16 protein-coding genes and 1 pseudogene are annotated in these 21,505 nt (G+C 34.1%); 1 reads left to right on the plus strand and 16 read right to left on the minus strand.

All coding sequences use genetic code 11. The features are described from left to right. Window positions 1-1,063, plus strand: a pseudogene (locus tag A9G35_RS12540) (IS481 family transposase); the annotation flags it as partial. Window positions 1,064-1,141: 78 nt separating this feature from the next. Here the strand turns inward: A9G35_RS12540 and lon are convergent. The 16 genes from lon to A9G35_RS12620 all read right to left on the minus strand — a co-directional run bounded on the left by lon (window position 1,142) and on the right by A9G35_RS12620 (window position 21,443). After that, window positions 1,142-3,577: an endopeptidase La gene (gene lon, locus A9G35_RS12545; protein WP_081300231.1), complete on the minus strand. Its 2,436-nt coding sequence runs from the start codon at window positions 3,575-3,577 to the stop codon at window positions 1,142-1,144. A 189-nt stretch (window positions 3,578-3,766) separates the two neighbouring features. Beyond that, entirely contained in the window at window positions 3,767-5,041 is a 1,275-nt protein-coding gene (clpX, locus tag A9G35_RS12550) for an ATP-dependent protease ATP-binding subunit ClpX (protein WP_065637161.1), read from the minus strand. A gap of 10 nt (window positions 5,042-5,051) precedes the next feature. Beyond that, entirely contained in the window at window positions 5,052-5,654 is a 603-nt protein-coding gene (clpP, locus tag A9G35_RS12555; RefSeq protein ID WP_065637162.1) for an ATP-dependent Clp endopeptidase proteolytic subunit ClpP, read from the minus strand. A 93-nt stretch (window positions 5,655-5,747) separates the two neighbouring features. Next, window positions 5,748-7,049 carry a trigger factor gene (gene tig, locus A9G35_RS12560; protein WP_065637163.1) on the minus strand — a complete coding sequence of 434 codons (1,302 nt, stop codon included), beginning with the start codon at window positions 7,047-7,049 and terminating at the stop codon, window positions 5,748-5,750. 106 nt (window positions 7,050-7,155) lie between these two features. Then, complete coding sequence (gene lpxD, locus A9G35_RS12565; protein ID WP_065637164.1) at window positions 7,156-8,184, minus strand: UDP-3-O-(3-hydroxymyristoyl)glucosamine N-acyltransferase; 1,029 nt, start codon at window positions 8,182-8,184, stop codon at window positions 7,156-7,158. Beyond that, window positions 8,184-8,672 carry an OmpH family outer membrane protein gene (locus A9G35_RS12570; protein WP_065637165.1) on the minus strand — a complete coding sequence of 163 codons (489 nt, stop codon included), beginning with the start codon at window positions 8,670-8,672 and terminating at the stop codon, window positions 8,184-8,186. Before A9G35_RS12570 ends, lpxD begins: the two co-directional genes overlap by 1 nt. A 36-nt stretch (window positions 8,673-8,708) precedes the next feature. Further along, the gene (bamA, locus tag A9G35_RS12575) at window positions 8,709-11,132 is read right to left on the minus strand and encodes an outer membrane protein assembly factor BamA (protein ID WP_065637166.1); all 2,424 of its coding nucleotides are present in this window, start codon (window positions 11,130-11,132) and stop codon (window positions 8,709-8,711) included. Window positions 11,133-11,158: 26 nt separating this feature from the next. Continuing rightward, window positions 11,159-12,478: an RIP metalloprotease RseP gene (rseP, locus tag A9G35_RS12580; RefSeq protein ID WP_081300233.1), complete on the minus strand. Its 1,320-nt coding sequence runs from the start codon at window positions 12,476-12,478 to the stop codon at window positions 11,159-11,161. Between the two features lie 13 nt (window positions 12,479-12,491). Further along, complete coding sequence (locus A9G35_RS12585) at window positions 12,492-13,334, minus strand: phosphatidate cytidylyltransferase (RefSeq protein WP_065637168.1); 843 nt, start codon at window positions 13,332-13,334, stop codon at window positions 12,492-12,494. After that, window positions 13,328-14,062: an isoprenyl transferase gene (locus tag A9G35_RS12590; RefSeq protein WP_065637169.1), complete on the minus strand. Its 735-nt coding sequence runs from the start codon at window positions 14,060-14,062 to the stop codon at window positions 13,328-13,330. The genes A9G35_RS12585 and A9G35_RS12590 overlap by 7 nt, the downstream gene beginning before the upstream one ends. A 50-nt stretch (window positions 14,063-14,112) precedes the next feature. Then, window positions 14,113-14,742: a cAMP-activated global transcriptional regulator CRP gene (gene crp / locus A9G35_RS12595; RefSeq protein WP_065637170.1), complete on the minus strand. Its 630-nt coding sequence runs from the start codon at window positions 14,740-14,742 to the stop codon at window positions 14,113-14,115. Window positions 14,743-14,827: 85 nt separating this feature from the next. Then, window positions 14,828-15,034 carry a YheU family protein gene (locus A9G35_RS12600; RefSeq protein ID WP_065637171.1) on the minus strand — a complete coding sequence of 69 codons (207 nt, stop codon included), beginning with the start codon at window positions 15,032-15,034 and terminating at the stop codon, window positions 14,828-14,830. 136 nt (window positions 15,035-15,170) lie between these two features. Then, window positions 15,171-16,010, minus strand: coding sequence for a hypothetical protein (locus tag A9G35_RS12605; protein WP_176701439.1), 840 nt, complete (start codon window positions 16,008-16,010; stop codon window positions 15,171-15,173). Between the two features lie 265 nt (window positions 16,011-16,275). Continuing rightward, window positions 16,276-18,969 (minus strand): inverse autotransporter beta domain-containing protein, encoded by a 2,694-nt coding sequence (locus tag A9G35_RS12610; protein ID WP_065637173.1) that lies wholly within the window; start codon window positions 18,967-18,969, stop codon window positions 16,276-16,278. Window positions 18,970-19,421: 452 nt separating this feature from the next. Next, window positions 19,422-20,939, minus strand: a complete 1,518-nt coding sequence (purF, locus tag A9G35_RS12615) for an amidophosphoribosyltransferase (RefSeq protein ID WP_065637174.1) — start codon at window positions 20,937-20,939, stop codon at window positions 19,422-19,424. Window positions 20,940-20,957: 18 nt separating this feature from the next. Next, complete coding sequence (locus A9G35_RS12620; protein ID WP_065637194.1) at window positions 20,958-21,443, minus strand: CvpA family protein; 486 nt, start codon at window positions 21,441-21,443, stop codon at window positions 20,958-20,960. Between the last annotated feature and the right edge of the window lie 62 nt (window positions 21,444-21,505).

Here is a 21,505-nt window from a genome sequence, read left to right on the forward strand (position 1 = left end):
ATTAAACCTAAATTAGGACTTTTAGAATTAGCTAATCAACTCGGTAACGTTCAACAAGCTTGCAAAGTCATGGGATACAGTCGAGATAGTTATTATCGCTTTAAAAAACTGTATGAGCAAGGGGGGTGAGTTTGCACTTCAAGAAATCAGTCGTAAAAAGCCTATCGAAAAAAATCGGGTAGAGCCACATATAGAACAAGCCGTTGTCAATATGACCTATGAATATCCAGCTTATGGGCAACATCGAGTTGCCAATCAACTTCGTCAAGAAGGCATCATGGTGTCAGGGAGTGGGGTACGCTCTATTTGGCTACGTCACGATTTAGAAAGTTTTAAAAAACGCTTAATAGCCCTAGAAACCAAAGTGGCACTAGAAGGATGTGTGCTCACTGAAAATCAATTACAAGCCTTTGAAAAAGCCAAAGCATCAAAAGAAGCGCATGGTGAAATTGAGACACATCATCCAGGTTATTTATGTGCACAAGATACCTATTATGTAGGGCACATTAAAGGCATAGGGAAAATATACCAACAAACATTTATTGATACCTATTCCAGACTCGCTTTTGCTAAAGTCTATACCGAGAAAAACAGCCTGATTGCTGCCGATATGCTCAATGATAAAGTGCTTCCTTTCTTTGACAGCGAACAAGTGCCGCTGTTACGCATTCTTAGAGACCGAGGTACGGAATATAATGGCCATAAGGAGAGCCATGCTTATGAGCTTTATCTTAATCTAGAAGATATTGAACACACCAAGACCAAAGCCTACAGCCCACAAACTAACGGTATTTGTGAGCGATTCCATAAGACGATGAAAACAGAATGTTATGATATTTTATTTCGACGTAAGATTTACACGCAATTGAGTGAAATACAAAACGATATTGAGCAATGGTTTGAATTTTACAATCGAGAAAGAGCGCATTCAGGAAAATATTGTTATGGGAAGACACCATGGAAAACATGGAATGATGCAAAAGGGTTGGTTAAGGAAAAGCAATTGGAGAATTTATTTTGCTCATCGGACACGCATTTTGTTAAAATGAAAGCCGATGAGTAATATGTGTCTGTCAGATTAAGTTTGATCTACTAAACTTAAAGTTGATCTAAAGTTGATCTTTTTCTAATTTAAAAATAATTAATTTAAGCTAGTAGGATTATCAACATTACTTTTTAACTTCTTTATAGATTTTTTAGTTGGTCGTTTTAATGTCATTTTTTCACTTATTGGTTCAATACCAAATGGATTGTTTTGTAACGCAACTGTAAGCACATCATCAATCCATTTCACTGGATGTATATCAATTTCAGATTTGACGTTATCTGGAATTTCCTCTAAGTCTTTAACATTATCCATTGGAATTAATACCGTTTTAATTCCACCTCGATGTGCTGCTAATAACTTCTCTTTTAATCCACCAATAGGTAAGACTTCGCCACGTAATGTTATTTCACCTGTCATTGCAACATCAGAACGAACAGGATTACCCGTTAATGTTGAAATTAATGAAGTACACATTGCAATACCTGCACTAGGCCCATCTTTGGGCGTTGCACCATCTGGTACATGCACATGAATATCACGTTTTTCATAAAAATCACTATTAATACCCAATTTTTCAGCACGAGATCGAACAACTGTCAATGCCGTTTGAATTGATTCTTGCATAACATCACCTAATGAACCTGTATAGGTTAATTTTCCTTTACCTAATACACTTACTGATTCAATAGTAAGTAAGTCTCCACCAACTTCTGTCCAAGCAAGGCCAACAACTTGACCAATTCGATTTTCGTTATCTGTTTTTCCATAATCAAAACGCTGCACTCCCAAGAAATCTTTTAAGTTATCTTGTGTCACAGTGACTTTTTTCAATTTGCTATCTAACACTAATTTTTTAACAACTTTACGGCAAATTTTTGCAATCTCTCGTTCTAAACTTCGTACACCTGCTTCTCGAGTATAGTAACGAATGATACCAATAATAGCTGAATCATCAATACTAATTTCTTTTGACTTTAAACCATTATTTTCCATCTGCTTAGTAATCAAATGTTGCTTAGCTATATTCACCTTTTCATCTTCGGTATAACCAGAAAGACGAATAACTTCCATTCTATCTAATAATGGAGCAGGAATATTCATAGAGTTAGCAGTTGCAACAAACATTACATCTGATAAATCATAATCAACTTCTAAATAATGGTCGCTAAAAGAATTATTTTGTTCTGGATCAAGTACTTCTAATAATGCCGATGCGGGGTCTCCTCGCATATCCGATGCCATCTTATCAATTTCATCTAATAAAAATAATGGGTTTTTAACACCTACTTTTGTCATTCGTTGAATTAATTTCCCCGGCATTGAACCAATATAAGTCCGTCTATGTCCACGAATCTCAGCCTCATCACGCACTCCACCTAAAGCCATTCGAATATACTGCCGTCCTGTTGCTTTAGCTATGGATTGGCCTAGCGACGTTTTACCCACTCCAGGAGGTCCAACTAAACATAAAATAGGACCTTTAACTTTATTAACACGGCCTTGAACCGCTAAATATTCTAAAATTCTATCTTTTACACGTTCAAGGCCATAATGATCTTTATCTAAAACTTTTTGTGCGTCTTCAATATTGTTTTTAACTTTACTACGTTTATGCCAAGGAACTTGAATCATCCAATCGATATAACTTCGAACAACAGTCGCTTCAGCTGACATTGCTGGCATCATTTTTAGTTTATTCAGTTCAGATAATGCTTTGTCTGTAGCCTCTTTTGACATTTTAGCTTTGGAAATCTTTTCTTTTAACTCTTCATATTCATCAGGTTTATTATCTATATCACCTAACTCTTTATGAATAGCTTTAATTTGCTCGTTGAGATAATACTCTTTTTGAGCTTTTTCCATTTGCTGTTTAACACGTTGCCGTATATTTTTCTCGACTTGTAGTAAATCAATTTCAGATTCCATCAAGGAAATAAGCAACTCAAACCGTTTTACAAGATTAGCTGTTACTAAAATATCTTGTTTTTGTTCGACTTTTAAAAATAGTGTAGCCGCAATAGAATCAGCTATATGAGATGGTTCCTTTAGTAAATGGATAGAATCGACAACTTCCTGAGTTACTTTTTTGTTAAGCTTTGAGTATTCATCAAAATTAGATAAAGTTAAGCGAATCATAGCTTCACTTATATTATTAGTTTTTTTTACTTCGTTTAATGGTCTAACTTCGGCGATAAAAAATTCATCGCTATCTTGTTCAACTACATCAACCATTTCAGCTCGTTCAACCCCTTCAACTAGGACCTTTACTGTTCCATCAGGTAATTGAAGTAGCTGTAAAACATTAGCCACTGTTCCAACTTCATATAAATCATCTATATCAGGATCATCTAAAGAAGGATTTTTTTGAGTTACAAGAAGAACCAGCTTATCCATTTCCATTGCTTTTTCTAGGCAACGTATTGATTTACTTCTACCCACAAAGAGAGGGATTACCATATGTGGAAATACAACAACATCACGCAATGGTAAAATAGGCATAGTCATGTGTTTAGTTTGTTTCATTTTCATTTCATTCTCTCTTATGTAGCATAAATCCATTTGTTCAATATTGGGGTTATTTTTAGATATTCAAGCCTATCTTTTGGATTTTAAAATATATTATTTCAAGAACAGATTGGCAATATTTATGAGAACTTTACTCTAATAATAGTTGGGATTATCGTTGTTGCCATCATGTTTATGATGGCAAGCTTGTATTTAAGCAGAAAGTTCAGTATTTTCAAGAGATACTAATTTAGGCGATTGAGATCGTTCAACTGTTTCTTTATCTACAATCACTTTTTTAATAGTGGTCATTGATGGTAAATCATACATGGTGTCTAATAATATATTTTCCACAATTGAACGTAACCCTCGCGCTCCTGTTTTTCTTTGCATTGCTTTTACAGCAATAGCATCCAATGCCTCTTTAGTAAACTCAAGTTCAACATTATCTAACTTAATTAAAGTTTGAAATTGTTTAGTCAACGCATTTTTAGGCTCAGTTAAAATACTAATTAAGGCATTTTTATCTAGTTCAGACAATGTACCAATAACGGGTAATCTACCTATAAATTCAGGAATTAAACCGAACTTGACTAAGTCTTCGACCTCAATTTGTGCTAATAATTCAGATTCGGAAACTTTATTTTTGGTACTTTTTACATCAGCACCAAAGCCTATTCCCGTGTTAGTTGATACGCGATTTTCGATAACTTTATCCAAACCACTAAATGCACCGCCACAAATAAACAGTATTTTTGATGTATCAACTTGTAAAAATTCTTGTTGAGGATGTTTACGTCCACCTTTTGGCGGAACTGAAGTAATAGTCCCTTCAATAATTTTCAATAAAGCCTGTTGCACTCCTTCACCTGATACATCTCTAGTGATAGATGGATTATCTGATTTTCGTGAAATTTTATCAATTTCATCAACGTAAATAATGCCTCTTTGTGCTTTTTCAATATCATAATCACAATTCTGTAATAGCTTTTGAATAATATTTTCAACATCTTCACCGACATAACCAGCTTCAGTTAATGTTGTAGCGTCTGCCATTGCAAAAGGCACATCTAAAAAACGAGCTAATGTTTCAGCTAATAATGTTTTACCGCTACCTGTAGGTCCTATAAGCAAAATATTACTTTTGCTCAATTCAACATCACTGTGGCTCGCATAACTCCGTAATCGTTTGTAATGATTATAAACAGCCACAGACAAAACTTTTTTTGCTCGTTCTTGACCAATTACATATTCATCAAGATGCTCTCTAATTTCGTGTGGAGTCGGTAACGGTTTACTAATAAACTCTTCATGAGAGCGAAAACTTTTTGTCTCTTCTTTTAAGATGTCATTACATAGTCTTATACATTCATTACAAATATAAATAGATGACGGGCCAGCAATAAGTTTACGAATTTCATGCTCACTTTTACCACAAAAAGTACAATAGAGTAATTTTTCTGAACTTTTTTTATTCACTTTTACCACCTATCCAAAATTAAGATCGTTTACTATATATGGCATCGACTAAACCATATTCAACCGCTTTATCAGCTGACATAAAATTATCACGGTCGGTATCTTTTTCAATCACACTGATATCTTGACCGGTGTGCATTGCTAAAATATTATTTAAACGATGTTTTACCTGCAAAATTTCTTGTGCATGTATTTGGATATCTGAAGCCTGACCTTGGAAACCACCTAACGGTTGATGAATCATTACTCGCGCATTAGGTAAGCAATAACGTTTACCTTTAGCACCAGCTGTTAAAAGCAATGAACCCATTGAACACGCTTGACCTAAACAAATTGTACTAACATCAGGTTTTATAAATTGCATTGTGTCATAAATAGCCATGCCTGCTGTCACAACACCACCAGGTGAATTAATATACAAATAGATATCTTTATCAGGATTTTCCGCTTCTAGAAATAGCATTTGAGCAATAATAAGATTTGCCATATTATCTTCAACTTGACCAGTCAAAAATATAACTCGTTCTTTTAATAATCGTGAGTAAATATCGTAAGCTCGTTCACCACGAGAGCTTTGCTCAACAACCATTGGAATAACACCCATATATGATTCTAAAGGCATTTTTATCTCCTAATTAAATAAAATAGCCCAAACAGACAATCCTTATTTGGGCTTTAAAGTAATTTTTTAAAATTAAATAGAAAAGCAAATGAATTAGGCTATTTGCTGGTTCATTAATTCAGAAAATAAATAATTCTTTTCTGTTACTTTTGCGTTAGCTAATAATAGATCGACAACTTGATCTTCTAATGCAACAGCTCGAATATTCTCCATCGCTTTTTTATCTTTATGATAATATTCTGAAACTTCTTTTGGATCTTCATATGCAGTCGCAATTTCATCAATTAATGCTTGAACACGCGATTCGTCTGCAGTTAATTTATTACTTTTAATTATTTCACTAAATAATAAGCCTGTAGCAACACGTTTTTTAGCTTCAGCTTCAAATAATTCTTTTGGCAACGCTATATTTTGTTTTACATTACCGCCAAAACGAGATACTGCTTGTTGGCGTAATACGTCAACTTCACGGTCAATTAGTGCATTAGGTATATCAATTTGATTATTTTTAACTAAACCATCAATTGCTTGTACTTTAATTTTATTACGGATTGTTGCATTAAGCTCTCTTGCCATATTCTTACGGACTTCAGTTCGTAGACTTTCAATCGTACCATCAGCAATACCAAAACGTTTAATAACTTCTTCAGTAAGCTCTGGCAATTGAAGCTCTTCGACTTTTTTAAGTGTTGCCGCAAATATAGCTGGTTTACCTTTTAAATTTTCAGCATGATAATCTTCTGGGAAAGTCACATTAATATCAAATTGATCACCTACTTTATGACCAATAATTGCATCTTCAAATCCCGGAATCATTCGACCCTGGCCTAACACTAGTGCAAAATCGTCTGCTTTACCGCCTTCAAATTCAACACCATCAACTTTTCCTAAAAAATCTAATGTTACACGATTTTGTTCTTTCGCAGCTTGATCAACGATTTTCCAAATACCTTGTTGTTTACGTAAAGTCTCGATCATTGTTTCAACATCAGCATCTGTAACTTCGGCAACAGGTTTTTCAACTTCAATTTTATCTAAATTTTCAACTTTGATTTCTGGATAGACTTCAAATTCAACAGTAAAAGTATAATCTTCACCATTTTTATATTCTTGAGGAATATAAGTTGGGGCACCCGCTGGGTTTAACTTTTCTTGAATAATTGCTTCAATAAAATTCCGCTGCATTAAGTCACTTAATGCATCTTGCAAAATAGAAGCACCATAACGTTGCTCAACAATTTTTAAAGGAACTTTTCCTTTACGAAAACCATCAATACGCACTTTTTTGGCAGTATTAATAAGCTCTTTATCAACCGCTTTTTGAATGCTTTCTGATTCAATTGTAATTGATAAACGTCGACCTAACCCTTGTGTTGTTTCTACCGAAACTTGCATCTTTATACCTCGAAATTATTGTATATTATCTGCCCATAATTATATAAAAACGATAACTGAGCTAAAAAATTAAAAAATAGGCATGCATTATACCGACCACAATCCTTTACGTCGAGACATTTAATTGTTTCTTCTCAAGTGCCTTTAAACGTTTATTCATTTCATCAATATGTAAAACTAATGACGCTGTTTTTCGCCATACTTTATTTTCCTGCAATGGAATACCTGATGAATAAACGCCTGGCTGTGTAATTGGACGCATCACCATTCCCATACCAGTTACAGTAACTTTATCACATATTTCCATATGCCCATTTATAACACTAGCACCACCAATTAAGCAATGACGGCCAATAGTTAAGCTTCCCGCCATAATAACGCCACCAGCAACAGCGGTATGATCACCAATAATATCGTTATGAGCAATCTGACATTGATTATCAATAATAACGCCATTCCCAATAATAGTATCATCAAGAGCACCACGATCAATTGTTGTTGATGCCCCAATTTCGACATTATTACCTATAACAACACGACCTAATTGAGGAATTTTAATCCACTTACCTTTATCATTAGCATAACCAAATCCATCTGCACCAATTACGGTTCCAGATTGAATTAAACAATTTTCACCAATAATACAATTATGGTAAATAGAGACATTAGCCCATAATTTTGTACCGGCACCAATTGTTGTATTTTTACCAACAAAACAACCAGCGCCAATAATACAATTATCGCCTAATACGACGCCACTTTCGATAACTGCATTAGCACCTACTGAAACATTTTCACCCAATTGTGCTGTTGGATCAATTACTGATGAAGGAGCTATATCTTTAGCTGGATTTGGTGTGCTATCAAGAAACTGGGCTAATTTTGCGTAGGCAAGATATGGATCCTTTACAATAAGTGCCGCACCATGCCAATGTTTAAGGCTCTCTTCTGTTAAAACTACAGCAGATGCTTTGCATTCTAATAAATGATTTTGTAATTTTTTGTCAGACAAAAAAGTAACTTGCCCTGATACTGCACTTTTCATCGATGCTATACCTGTGATGGTTAAATCACCATCACCATGTAACTTAGCATCTAGTTGCTTAGCCAACTGCTCTAAACGAAAGGAAAACATTATTTTTTAACCTGTTCCAGTACGTTATCTGAAATATTAACTGCATCTGAAGCAGATAGTACTGTTTCAGCATTTAAGATAATATCGTATTTTTCTGTTTCAACAATATCTTTTACAGCTTCTTGGATTTTAGTTAATAATTTGCCAAATTCTTCTTTTTGGCGTTTCTGATAATCTGCAGAAAATGCCTTAGCTTTATTTTCAAAATCAGAAATTGTCTTATTTAATTTACTTTTTTCAGAAGAAGATAATGTTAAACCATCTTTTTTTAGACGGGCAGCCGCTTCACTAGCCCTTTTTTCATCAGCTTGTAACGACTTAGCTCTCGCTTCAAATTCACTATCTAATGCTTTAGCGACAGATTCTCGTTGAGGCATGCGTTGTAATACTGACATAACATCAACTACTCCAATTTTCACTTCAGCATTTGCAAAACTTGAAAAAAGCAATGCTAGACTAACGCCAAGAACAGATATAATTTTTTTCACTTTAATCACCTATTTATTTTTATTTATAACATGGAATTACCATGTAGAGCCTATATTAAATTGGAATTGTTGCGCTGAATCACCATTATACTTTTTAAGTGGTTGAGCGTAAGAAAAGACCAAAGGACCTAATGGCGACATCCATTGTACAGCAAGCCCAGTGGACATTCTAATATCTGATGGAGAACTATAATCAGGAATATTATTACCTTTCAAATTCCATTTAGTATCCCATACAGTACCTGCATCAAAAAACAGTGATGTTCTGATATTATCAGCATATTTCTCACTAGCAAATGGCGTTGGAACAATCAGCTCTGTACTTGCAAAGGCTATTGCATTACCACCTACCGCATCTTTTGATTTTGTACATCCTAATGTGTTATCTAAGCTATCACAAACGCCTCTTTTATTAAGGTATACAGCTTTAGGACCAACAGTATTTGATTTAAACCCACGTAACACTGATGCCCCACCCGCATAAAAGTTTTCGTAAAAAGGCAACTCTTTACCACCGAAACCACCTCCATAACCTAATCGAGCACGAGTTAAGAAAACCCAGTTATGGTCATTATCAATAGGATAATAGTAAGATAGATCTGAAACTAATTTATAGAATCGATTATCAAACACAGGAACTGAAACTTTAGCACTCGTAGTCATTTTAAGTCCATCAGTAGGAAAAAATCCACGGTCTAAAGAGTTATATGTCCAATAAGCATTTAATAATAAATCATCCGTCTTAAAAGAAACAGAATTTTTATCTTTAAGGTTTTCACCCATAGAGTTAAAATAACGCCACATGCCGTATTGCGCTTGCATATCGGATAACTTATGGTTGGCATATTCAGTTCCAAAACGAACAAAATTATTTTCACTAATTGGGAATCCTAAATTAGCCGATGCCCCCCAAGTTTTACTTGAATATTCTGACTCATCATCTTTATCGTCATTTTTATAGGTATTATAATAAATACTGCCACCTAGACTTACACCATCAACGGTAAAATAAGGATCAACGATAGAAACAGATGCAGTTTTATCAGTATCTGTAGTGTTAACATCAAATGAAACACTATTGCCTGTACCTAACCAGTTGTCTTGAGAAATACCTGCATTAAAACTAACACCACTATCAGAGCCTATACCAACACCAAATTTGATACTACCTGTATTACGTTCAGCAACTTTATAAATAATATCAACTTGATCATCAAATCCAGCTACTCGTTCAGTATTTGCTTCAACTGTATCAAAAAAACCTAGTCGACTTAAACGTTCTTTACCTAACTCAACTAATCCATTACTTAACCAAGATCCCTCCATTTGTCGAAGTTCACGGCGGATTACGCTTTCGCTTGTTACGGTATTACCGACTATTTTAATATTACGAACATAAAAGCGTTCACCAGCATCAACAAAAACAACTAACTTAACAGTATGTTCTGTATCATCCATTTCAGGTTGAATTGATACTCTAGGATATGCATAACCAAAATTAGCTAGCAAGCGCTTAACATTATCTTCAATTTCGGTAATTTTTTTACCGTTATAAAGCTCACCAATTGATACTTTTTCATTAGCAATTTTGGCTATCGCATCTTTATGACCTGCAAAATTACCCATCAATTCAAGTTGAGATAATTTATACTGTTCGCCTTCATGAATATTGATTGTAACATAAATACCTTTTTTATCTGGCGTTAAGCTAACTTGTGTTGACTCTATATTAAAACGAGCATAACCACGGTTTAAATAAAAGCTTTGTAATTCATCTAGATCAGAAGCTAATTTTTGTTTTTGGTATTTACGATCGCCAAGTATGTTCCACCAAGGTACCTCATCACGCAAAGTAAAGCGCGAAATAAGTTCTTCCGACGAATAAGCTTTAGCGCCAACAATATTAATTTGATCAATTAATGCCGATTTCCCTTCTGCCACAACTAATTTTAAATCAACACGATTACGGGATAAAGGAGTTACAACAGCTTTAATTTGAGCGTTGTATTTACCAACACTATAATAAAAATCTTCTAAGCCCTTTTCTATGCCTGAAAGCATAGTGCGATCTAACGCTTCGCCTTCACGAATACCAGAACTATCTAAATTTTTCTTAAGCATGTCATCTTTAACTGATTTATTACCAGAAAACGTTATACTTGCAATAGTGGGGCGTTCTTCAACATGAATAATTAGCCTATTCCCATCACGAGAAACGGTAATATTATCAAAATTACCGCTAGAATAAAGTGATTTGATGATACGGCCTAAATCAGCTTCATTAACATAGTCACCAACTTGGATTGGCATTTCAAGTAATGCAGCTCCAAGAGTGACACGCTGTAAACCTTCAAATTCAATATCTTTTACTACAAAATCATCAATACAAAATGCATTGGAACTATATACAGCTGTAGCACTGAACAGCAAAGATGCTATTAGTAATTTATTTATTTTCATCGTAAATGTTTTATAACCTCATCCCATCACAATCGTAAAATATCATTAAATAGCGCAATTCCCATTATTACCATTAATAAAACAAATCCAATACGAAAAAAACGCTCTTGTGATTTATTTGATAAAGCTTCACCTCTTATCTTTTCAAATAATAAAAAAGCAAGGTGTCCTCCGTCTAATATAGGTAATGGAACAAGATTGATAACACCTAAACTTATACTAATAAAAGCTAAAAAGTATAAGTAAGGGGTAATACCATAACTTGCCGTTTGTCCTGCGCTTTTTGCTATTGTTATTGGCCCTGATAAATGTTGTAAGCCAATAACACCTGTTACTAGTTGATAAAGCGAACGAACAGTTAACTTTGTGGTTAACACTGTTTGCGCCATACCTTTATTAAAACCTTCTAAAAAACCATACTGCACAACTTTTGTATCGGTTGTGGGATACAAACCAGCAACGCCTTTTCCATCTATACCAATAGTTGGCACAAGTTTAAGATAAATATCTTTATTTTCTCGATTAATCTGTAACGTCATTGTTTGAGCTTTTTTAATGGTATTGGAAAAATCGTTCCAATCTACATATGGTTGCTCATTATAACCAATAATTTTATCGCCAACACGTAAACCAGCTTGCTCTGCAGCCGATTTTGATACAATTTTACTCACAATTGGATAAATTTCCTGCTCCTTAGGCACAAATCCAAATGCAGTAATAGCCGATTTTTTTTCTATATCAAAATGCCAACTGTTAATATCGATACTTTTTTTAACTTCTTTTTGAACACTACTATCTATATTATCAATATAAGATAAAGTTACATTAGATTTCCCCATTGCTGTAATTAAAGCTAAATTAACATCATTCCATGTTTCTATTTTGATATTATCAATAGTTTTCAATTCAGCACCTGCTGGAATTATTGCTGTAGCAGCTGGCGTGTTAGGTATTACATCTTTTATTTTTACTGGGTAAACCGCTACCCCCATTAAAAAAATAATCCAATAGGCAATTAAGGCTAATACAAAATTAGCAAATGGACCTGCAACAATAATTACAGCTTTTTGCCAAATCTTTTTTCTATCAAATGCAAACTTTTCATTATGACTTGATAATTCTGTTGCCCTACCGTCGAGCATTTTAACATAACCACCAAGTGGAATTATAGCAATTACCAATTCAGTTCCACTTGAAAATTTATGAGACCACAGTTTTTTACCAAACCCTATTGAAAAACATTCGACATGGACCTTACATAAGCGAGCAGCACAAAAATGTCCAAGCTCATGAATGGTAACTAATATACCCATGGTAACAATAAATAATAACAGTGACCACAACAAAATCTATTACCTTTTATAATAAGTAAAAAGACAAAGCAACAAAAACAGGAACAGCTGCAGTTAAACTATCAATACGATCTAAAATACCGCCATGTCCTGGAATTAAATGACCGCTATCTTTAATACCAGCTTCACGCTTAAACATACTTTCAGTTAAATCACCTAATACTGAAACTAAAATTGCTAACAAAGAGCTAATAAAAAATACGCTAAATGCGATATCAAACTGGTTTATCATATAAACTATTACACTAAGCCCTATTGCAAAAATAAACCCACCAATAAAGCCTTCTAACGTTTTACCTGGTGAGACCTTTGCAGCTAATTTGCGCTTACCAAACGCTCTCCCTACAAAATAAGCCCCCGTATCTGTTGCCCATACTAGCATAAAGACATAAAGCAACCAAATTGCGCCTGTATAAAAATTAGAATTATAGTTAATTGATCTTAATTTAACCATACCAATAAAAAATGGCACTAGTGTAAAAAAAGCAAACAATAATTTAATAACAACTGAATTACCCCAATATTTAGCCGTAACTGGATAACTAACCACTAAAAACAGAGCAATTAACCACCATATGACTGATAAAAATAAAATAACTGTATATAGCTTTATTTTTAATTCAACTGAATTTGGAATAAAATAAAGTAAACTTAATAAAATAACGATTGAAAGAGCAAATATTGACTTTAAATACTTGTTACTAATATTCAAAAACTGGGTCCACTCCCACGCTGCTAATCCACAAACTAAAATAACTGTTAAAGAAAATACAGATAATGGAACAAAAAAAAGCACCACTATTACAAGAGGAATTAGTACTATTGCTGCAAGTATACGATGGATTAACATGAGAGTTCCTTATTATGAATACCACCAAAACGTCGTTCTCTAGTATTAAATATATTAATTGCTTCATCAAATAAATTTTGGTCGAAATCAGGCCATAAAGTATCAGTAAAATAGAGTTCAGAATAAGCAATTTGCCACAACAAAAAATTACTGATTCGGTATTCACCACCAGTACGAATAACTAAATCAACTTCAGGAAATTCGCTCATACTCATTGCCGAGCTAAAATGTTCTTCTGTCATTTCATCTAAAGTGATTTCTCCGTTTTTAAATTGCATAGCCATTTTTTTGGCAGATTGTAAAATATCCCAACGACCACCATAATTAGCGGCTATATTAAGTACAAGACCAGAATTATTCTTAGTTAAATTTTGAGCGCAAACAATCAAGTTTTGCAAATGCTCACTAAAGTAAGAAATATCACCTATAATATTCAAACGAACATTATTTTTATGCAATTTTTTTATTTCTCGATTTAACGCATAAATAAACAGAGAAATTAAGGCTGAAACCTCGTTAGGTGGGCGTTTCCAGTTTTCGCTACTAAAAGCGTATAAAGTAAGAACTTTTATTTTTAAACTTGCAGCATAAGCAACAATTTTTCGCACAGCTTTTAAGCCTGCTTGATGACCGATAGCACGCAATTGATTACGTTTCTGCGCCCAACGACCATTGCCATCCATAATTATAGCAACATGACTTGGAATACATCTTTTTTCTTGAGTCATGCAATATCTCGTATTGTATCAATCATTTTATCAATTTATTATTCAGTCAATTAACGTGTGCCATAAACAACAATCGTTTTACCATGTGCAGAAATCAAATGTTGATCTTCAAGCATTTTTAAAATTCGTCCAACGGTTTCACGTGAACAGCCAACAATCTGCCCTATTTCTTGACGTGTAATTTTAATTTGCATACCATCTGGGTGTGTCATTGCATCAGGTTGTTTAGCAAGGTTTAAAAGCGTTTGCGCAATGCGCCCTGCTACGTCTAAAAATGCCAAATTACTCACCTTTTCAGATGTTACTTGTAATCGGCTTGCCATTTGGCTAGCAAGACGCATTAAAATATCGGGATTGACTTGGATAAGTTGTTTAAATTTTTTGTATGAAATCTCGGCCACTTCACAACTTGTTTTTGCTTTAACCCAAGCGCTTCGCTCGGTATTTTCTTCAAAAAGACCTAATTCACCCAAAAACTGATTTTGATTTAAATATGACAAAATCATTTCATTACCTTCATCGTCTTTAATCAATACCGCTACGGAACCTTTTAAAATATAATAGAGAGTTTCTGCTTTTTCACCTTGATGTATAAGGGTACTCTTAGCTGGATATTTATGAATATGACAATGAGATAAAAACCATTCTAACGTTGTATCCGATTGTTGTTTACCAATCATTACGCTTACCTCTCCATTTTATTTACAACAATAACACTATAACAAAGTTACGCAATAAATCATATATAAACAATCATTTTAGCTATCATTTAATTTGCTTAATATCAATTGTTTCATGTAATTGGGACCAAAATATGGCTACCGTTCCATTTGCTAATTGAAATTTAACATTGTTAACCTTTTCTTGTAGTGATATTTCTTGTAAACCATAATCAGTCCCTTCGCGCAATACAAAGTATTCAATTAGATTATTTAATGTTTGTGGATCAAGATCTTGCCAAGGAATAATCATATTTATAAAGGTAAAATAAAGATTGTGATTATTTTATAATAAAGCTGAAATAATATGAAGCATAACAGGTGATAGTTTATATTTAATAAAAAAACCACTCCGAAGAGTGGTTTATACTACGTATAAAAAATTAAAATTATGGGTTTTTTGCAGTAATCTTAAGTTTATAACCTTGACCACCAGCTTTGTAAGTTACACTTGGATGTTGGTACATACTAGCTGCATTATTATTCGCAAGCGTAATTGTAAGCCCACGTGCTATACCATTAACTTTATCTTGAGCTGTAACAGTTCCATATGTACCATCTAGATTCCATTCATAGATAGCAAAATCGCCAGTTATGTTAATTCCATGTTCTGGGTCGGCGGCATCACCAGCCCAGGCATAAGCCTCATAGGTTTGGCCATATTTAGGATACACATCAGGGTCTGTGGTATTAGCGTAGTTTATCGTTAAATCTAAATCACCATTACGGTCATATCCAAAAATACCAACGAATCTCGAACTTGGCGTAATAGGTCCCACGATATTTGGATTTGGTGTAACTCCTGGACCATGATCGCCCGTTGGTGTCGGTTCGCTATCAGAGCCGGCAGGGGATGTAGAAGAAAAAATATCACTTACCATTAAAAATTGACCATAATCTGGTAAACCGTAACTAGTTTTCTCTTGAAGAGTATAACCAATTGTTTTAGCACCTGCAAACGCATCTGTTATTTTAAAAGAAAGGTGCCCTTGTGACGCAGTACTATCATCTTGCACCTGAACTGTTGTCACTTGAGTAGGTGTTCCATCTTGCGCAATTTTATAAACTTTTAAAGTACTTTTGATCGCCCCAGTAGAATCTGTATCACCATCATTATCCACTAAATCATAAGTTATGTGAATATAATCACCAACTTGAACTCTTTGACGACCATTATCTGAAGAAATAGGACTATTGCCAGTAGGATCAGTTGTAACAGTAAGGGTCATGGTATGTTCATTCGCCCCGCTATTAGCTTTTATAGCTGGTGCGTTACCCTTGATAACATTTACAGAACTTGCTTCTAATGCTGCAAACGCACTACTTGCTGCATAACCAGCTAAAAACAAACCTAATGCAACCTTTTTAATTGTAAGATTTTTCACGTTTAACTTCCTAATTTTTTTACAAACTAACGTTTTGTATTTTACATAAACACAACATCAAGTTGTGTATCCCTTTTAGATTACCGATACTAATCGGTAATCACCCCCTTTATTTATTATAAACTGCAACTTGTAATTTAAATCCTTGATCCCCTGCACATGCAGGAACAGAAACTGACTGTGGAGTTAAATCCAAATGGCTTGGTGCATCTGCAACTGCTGCAATACTACTGCCTGATGTTGCATAACTGTAGTTACCTGTCTTTTTACCTTTTATGGTATAGTGAGCATTCTCACCCATAGCGACGTTAAACCATGGCCCATTAGGATGATTAATAGCATCATTTGGTAATGAAGTGACTACACCATGGCAAGCCTCTGTATTTGAACCGACTAATGACCAAATCACAAATGGATTAGCAATTGGTGTGCCGTCTACAGAAAACGCCTTGACATAATATTCATTATCTCCCCGCCATTCATTTGGACCGCCAGGCACAAATTGAAGTAAAGAGCCAGAACTTTGCGCAACTAATACTCCATTAGCATTCCAAACCTCGATATTACCTGCACTACCACCAACAAAATCAATTGATGCTTCATTAAATGATTTTCCTAAACCATATTTATCTAACGAGATTGAAAAATTAATCATCCCTGAAACATTTGAAGCAACATCAAGTACGTAACTGTCACCAATCATATCTAGACCTGCAGCAGTTGAAGCATTTGAGGAAACGGTTTGGCCTTGAGCAACTTTTTCGAATGATCTCACAATAACGCAAGGCTGTTGCCCAGGGCATTGATTAACCGAACCAGAAGTACCATCAATTAATGGTATATTTCTACCATTACTCGTTGCTGTCCATAGCGCAGCAAAACCTTCAAATGAGTCAGGTACACTATTCATTACCTCACTATCACTAAAGCCGTGTACATCTTGAGCGGTGTTGATTGCACCATTATAAATCTTAGGTTTAACAAGGCTTGCTAATACAGTTATTCGACTCAAACCATCTGCTTGTTGTGTTGCCATTGTGGTTTTATTACCTGAAGCATCAACTGCCCATACCCCCACTTTACGCATAGCAGGATCTGGCAATACTTCAAAAATAATTGCATTAGACGTTGCTGATTTACCACGCGAATCTGTAACCGATACTGATAAAGAATATTTACCATTTGTGCTAACTGGATGGCGTTGGCCATTTTGGTCAACATAACTAGGTGCAACAATTTGCCAATTACTTGTATTAACAGGAGGATTAAGCCATGATGAAGCATTACATACCCCAGCTGTTACACATAAAAAACCGCCATTAGCATCAATTTCTAACATGTCACCTGACCATACTAAACTTGATAATTTTTTAGCGTTATGAACACTAATAGTTAATGGGTAAGCTTGTCCTTCAATTAATTGGGGTTGTTCAAGCCCTAAGTCGACAGACATTTTTTTCTCTTTATATTCAAGAACAATATAGTTATTACGGTCGACTAAGTCATAACGGCTACCTTTTAAAGAGCGCGCAGCTTGAACCATATCTGGATCTAACTGATCTTTTAATGGCGTGCCTATACGATAGTTCATCGTTAATTCAGCTTTACTTGATCTTTTATTATCTTGACCTAGTTTATACTCGCCTTTAATAGTGAAAAGAGGAACAGGTGTATAATCAAGACCTACCGTAATGGCCTTAGGATCTCTTTGTAGATTGTCTTTACCAAATAAAGCAACTTTATCACCAAAGTATTGTTCATACATAAGAGATCCACCTAAATGCGGATATTGTGGTAAATAACCTTGGAATCGAATATCAAATCCTCTTGCTGCTCGCTCTAGATAATCTTCAAAATCCTTAGAATCTTTCCAATCAGATAAAGGGTGATAGTAGTTAGCCGCAAACTTCATATAATCAGTCCATGCTTCAACACCAATACCTAAACGATTGTGTGAACGTTGGAAATCATGATCAAGAAATACGTTATAACCAATTAACCATTTTTTATCGGCAACATCCCAACGCTGACCAATACCAAAGTTACCTATTCGGCGATTATGTTCATATTCTTGAAATGATATTTGACTAAATATTAATGTGTTTTCAGTATCATACCATGGGCTAAATAACTTCAAATTAACATTATTAAATTCGCCTTTATCAGTTATATCAAATTGCACCTGAGCTGTACCAAAACGCCCTAAAAAGTCTTGCACAAGATTACGAGCCGGTTCAACAACTTGGTTTTTTACACTATCACGTACATAATTTTCTGCGTAATCTTTACCTCTATTTTTTAATTGCCCAGATAAACCACCATTATCTGACGAGGTTAATTGCTTCCAATCTTGGCTAGCTAAGGTTTGTAATGTTGAAGCAATTTGACTTGCAAGTGCATCTTTGTCTTTTTTTACATCATAGTTATCATCTGACCCTAACTGAGGCAAACTAGCATGTTTATCATTTTTGTCATCTTGCATCTTAATTACAGGCAATAAAGGGGAGTTTTCTGGCAAAACTATACGCTCACCAACATCAACAAAATCCTTTTTATCAAAACGCCCTACATTTATTGCCCGTAATTCAGAAACAGAGATACCACTTAAAAGTGCAACTTGATAAAGACTACGCTGTTGGTTGTTAATCATCTCGCATACTTTTAAACCATCTTTTAATTCAATTACCTTTTTACTATTTACAGAGCTTTGCGATACCTGAGATTCGCTAGCATAGGCAGATTGCAATCCTAACGTAGCGATTACAAATGTGCAGATAATTGTTAAATTAAGATCCTTTCTCATCTTAATATTCCTTATATTTCACCAATCAAAGTACATAACATAAAATTTATAGCTAATGTCAATTAATCTTTATTTAATATCAATATGACTACTTATTTTAAAAAATCCATTTATTCTTAACCTTTAATTTTCTTTAACTTTCTTTACAAAGTATTTTGATTTTTGTGATTCTATTACAAAAAAGTAATATATCAAAATAATTTATTACTTTTTTTTGACCTTTTTTATTTTTAATAATGTTTTTTTTATATTATTCAATAATTTAATAAAATTAAAATAAATGTCATTTTTTTAATTTTATATTGTGGTGAATGAATTTGAATGGTATTTCTATTTGTGTTGGTAAGTGATACAGACAATGAGCTAAAGAAACTTACTTTATATTAGTAAAAAAGGCCTAAATTTGGTATTTTAGGCCTCTATATTTTTATTTTTTCTTTAATTATAGCAGGTTATTGACCTTCATTGTAAATTTCTAAATTTTCTGACTCTTTAGAAGCCAAGAATTTTTTACTTTCCCCTCTTTTTTTTTCCAATGATGATAAATAGTTATCATCAATTTCACCAGTAATATATATTCCATCAAAAACAGAACACTCCAAATGGTGAATATTTGGATTTTGTTCTGTGATTGAATCAATTAAATCAGATAAATCTTGAAAAATAAGTTTATCCGCGCCAATAGCTTGGGCAATTTCATCAACTGTTCGGTTATAAGCAATAAGCTCATCGACAACAGGCATATCAATACCATAAACATTTGGATATCTAATTTCTGGTGCAGCTGACGCTAAGTAAACTTTTTTGGCACCAACTGAACGCACCATTTCAAGAATTTCTTTTGAAGTTGTACCTCTTACAATGGAATCATCGACTAAAAGTACATTTTTACCCTCAAATTCAATACGATTAGCATTAAGTTTTCTTCTTACTGATAATCTACGAATACTTTGTCCTGGCATAATAAATGTACGACCAATGTAACGGTTTTTAACAAACCCTTGTCGATAAGGCTTGTTTAAAATACGTGCAATTTCAAGAGCTGCATCACAAGATGTTTCAGGAATAGGGATAACTACATCAATATCAACATTCCGCCATTCTTTAGCTATTTTTTCTCCTAGTTTTTTGCCCATTTCAATACGTGATTGATAAACCGATACACCATTAATTAACGAATCGGGTCTTGCAAAATAAACATATTCAAAAATACATGGATAATATTTATAATTATCAGAGCATTGCTTAGAATGTAATTGCCCATCTTGAGTAATATAGATTGCTTCACCCGGTTCAACATCACGTATCAGCTCAAAATCAAGAATATCTAAGGCAACACTTTCAGATGCAACCATGTATTCAACTTTCTGGTTTTCAAGTACTCGTTTACCTATTACCAAAGGGCGAATTCCATAAGGATCTCGAAAAGCAACAAGGCCATGACCAATAATCATTGCAACACAAGCATATGCGCCTTTAATGATGCTATGAACATTATGTATTGCGCTAAAAATATTGTCAGCAGTCAATGGAAAAGTAGGAAACTTATCTAGTTCATTAGCAAAAATATTGAGTAAAACCTCTGAGTCAGAATTTGTATTAACATGACGTTTTGCAAGCTGAAACACTTTATTTCTAAGTTGATCAGTATTAGTTAAGTTTCCATTATGAGCAAGCGTAATGCCGTAAGGCGAATTGACATAAAAAGGTTGTGCTTCAGACGGGCTAGAACTTCCTGCGGTTGGGTACCTAACATGCCCTATCCCCAAATTGCCTTGCAACCGCTGCATATGGTGCTCTTGAAATACATCTTTCACTAAACCATTTGCCTTACGTAAACGAAAGCGATTTTGATTATCAATAGTTACAATACCTGCAGCATCTTGACCTCGATGTTGCAAAACCGTCAATGCATCATAAATAGATTGATTAACAGCACTACATCCTACAATACCAACAACACCACACATACTATGGTTACCTCAAATCTACTGACCTAAAAACGAAGAAGAATGTTGTATAAAATCAAAAAACCAACAGATAATAAAATGAAAATGCGGAATTAGCAAAGATTGAATCCAATACGGTGATTGAGATAACGGCGTAAAGGTATCAAGCAAAAAAAGAACTGCCGCAATAATTAAAATTCCTCGTAGCACACCAAAACAAGTGCCCAATACACGATCAATACCGGATAAGCCTGTTTTTTGAATTAATTGACCAATAACATAAGACATAACAGTACATACTAATAATGTAGCAACAAAAAGAATAACAATTGCTACTGCAATACGCATCATCTCGCTATCAAAATAAGTTAAATAATCAGTTACATATCTATAAAATTGGCTAGAAATAAAAAAAGCTAAAATCCAACTAATGAGCGATAATGCTTCGCGTACAAAGCCTCGTATAAGACTAATTAATGCAGAAAACGCAATCACACCAATAATTGTAAAATCAACCCAATTCATCATAATAGCTCATAATTTTATATAAAAATATTTTATCTTAATTATCGTTTGTGACACGAAAA

The sequence above is a fragment of the Gilliamella sp. Choc5-1 genome (assembly GCF_001690595.1).
GTDB classification, from domain to species: domain Bacteria; phylum Pseudomonadota; class Gammaproteobacteria; order Enterobacterales; family Orbaceae; genus Gilliamella; species Gilliamella apicola_M.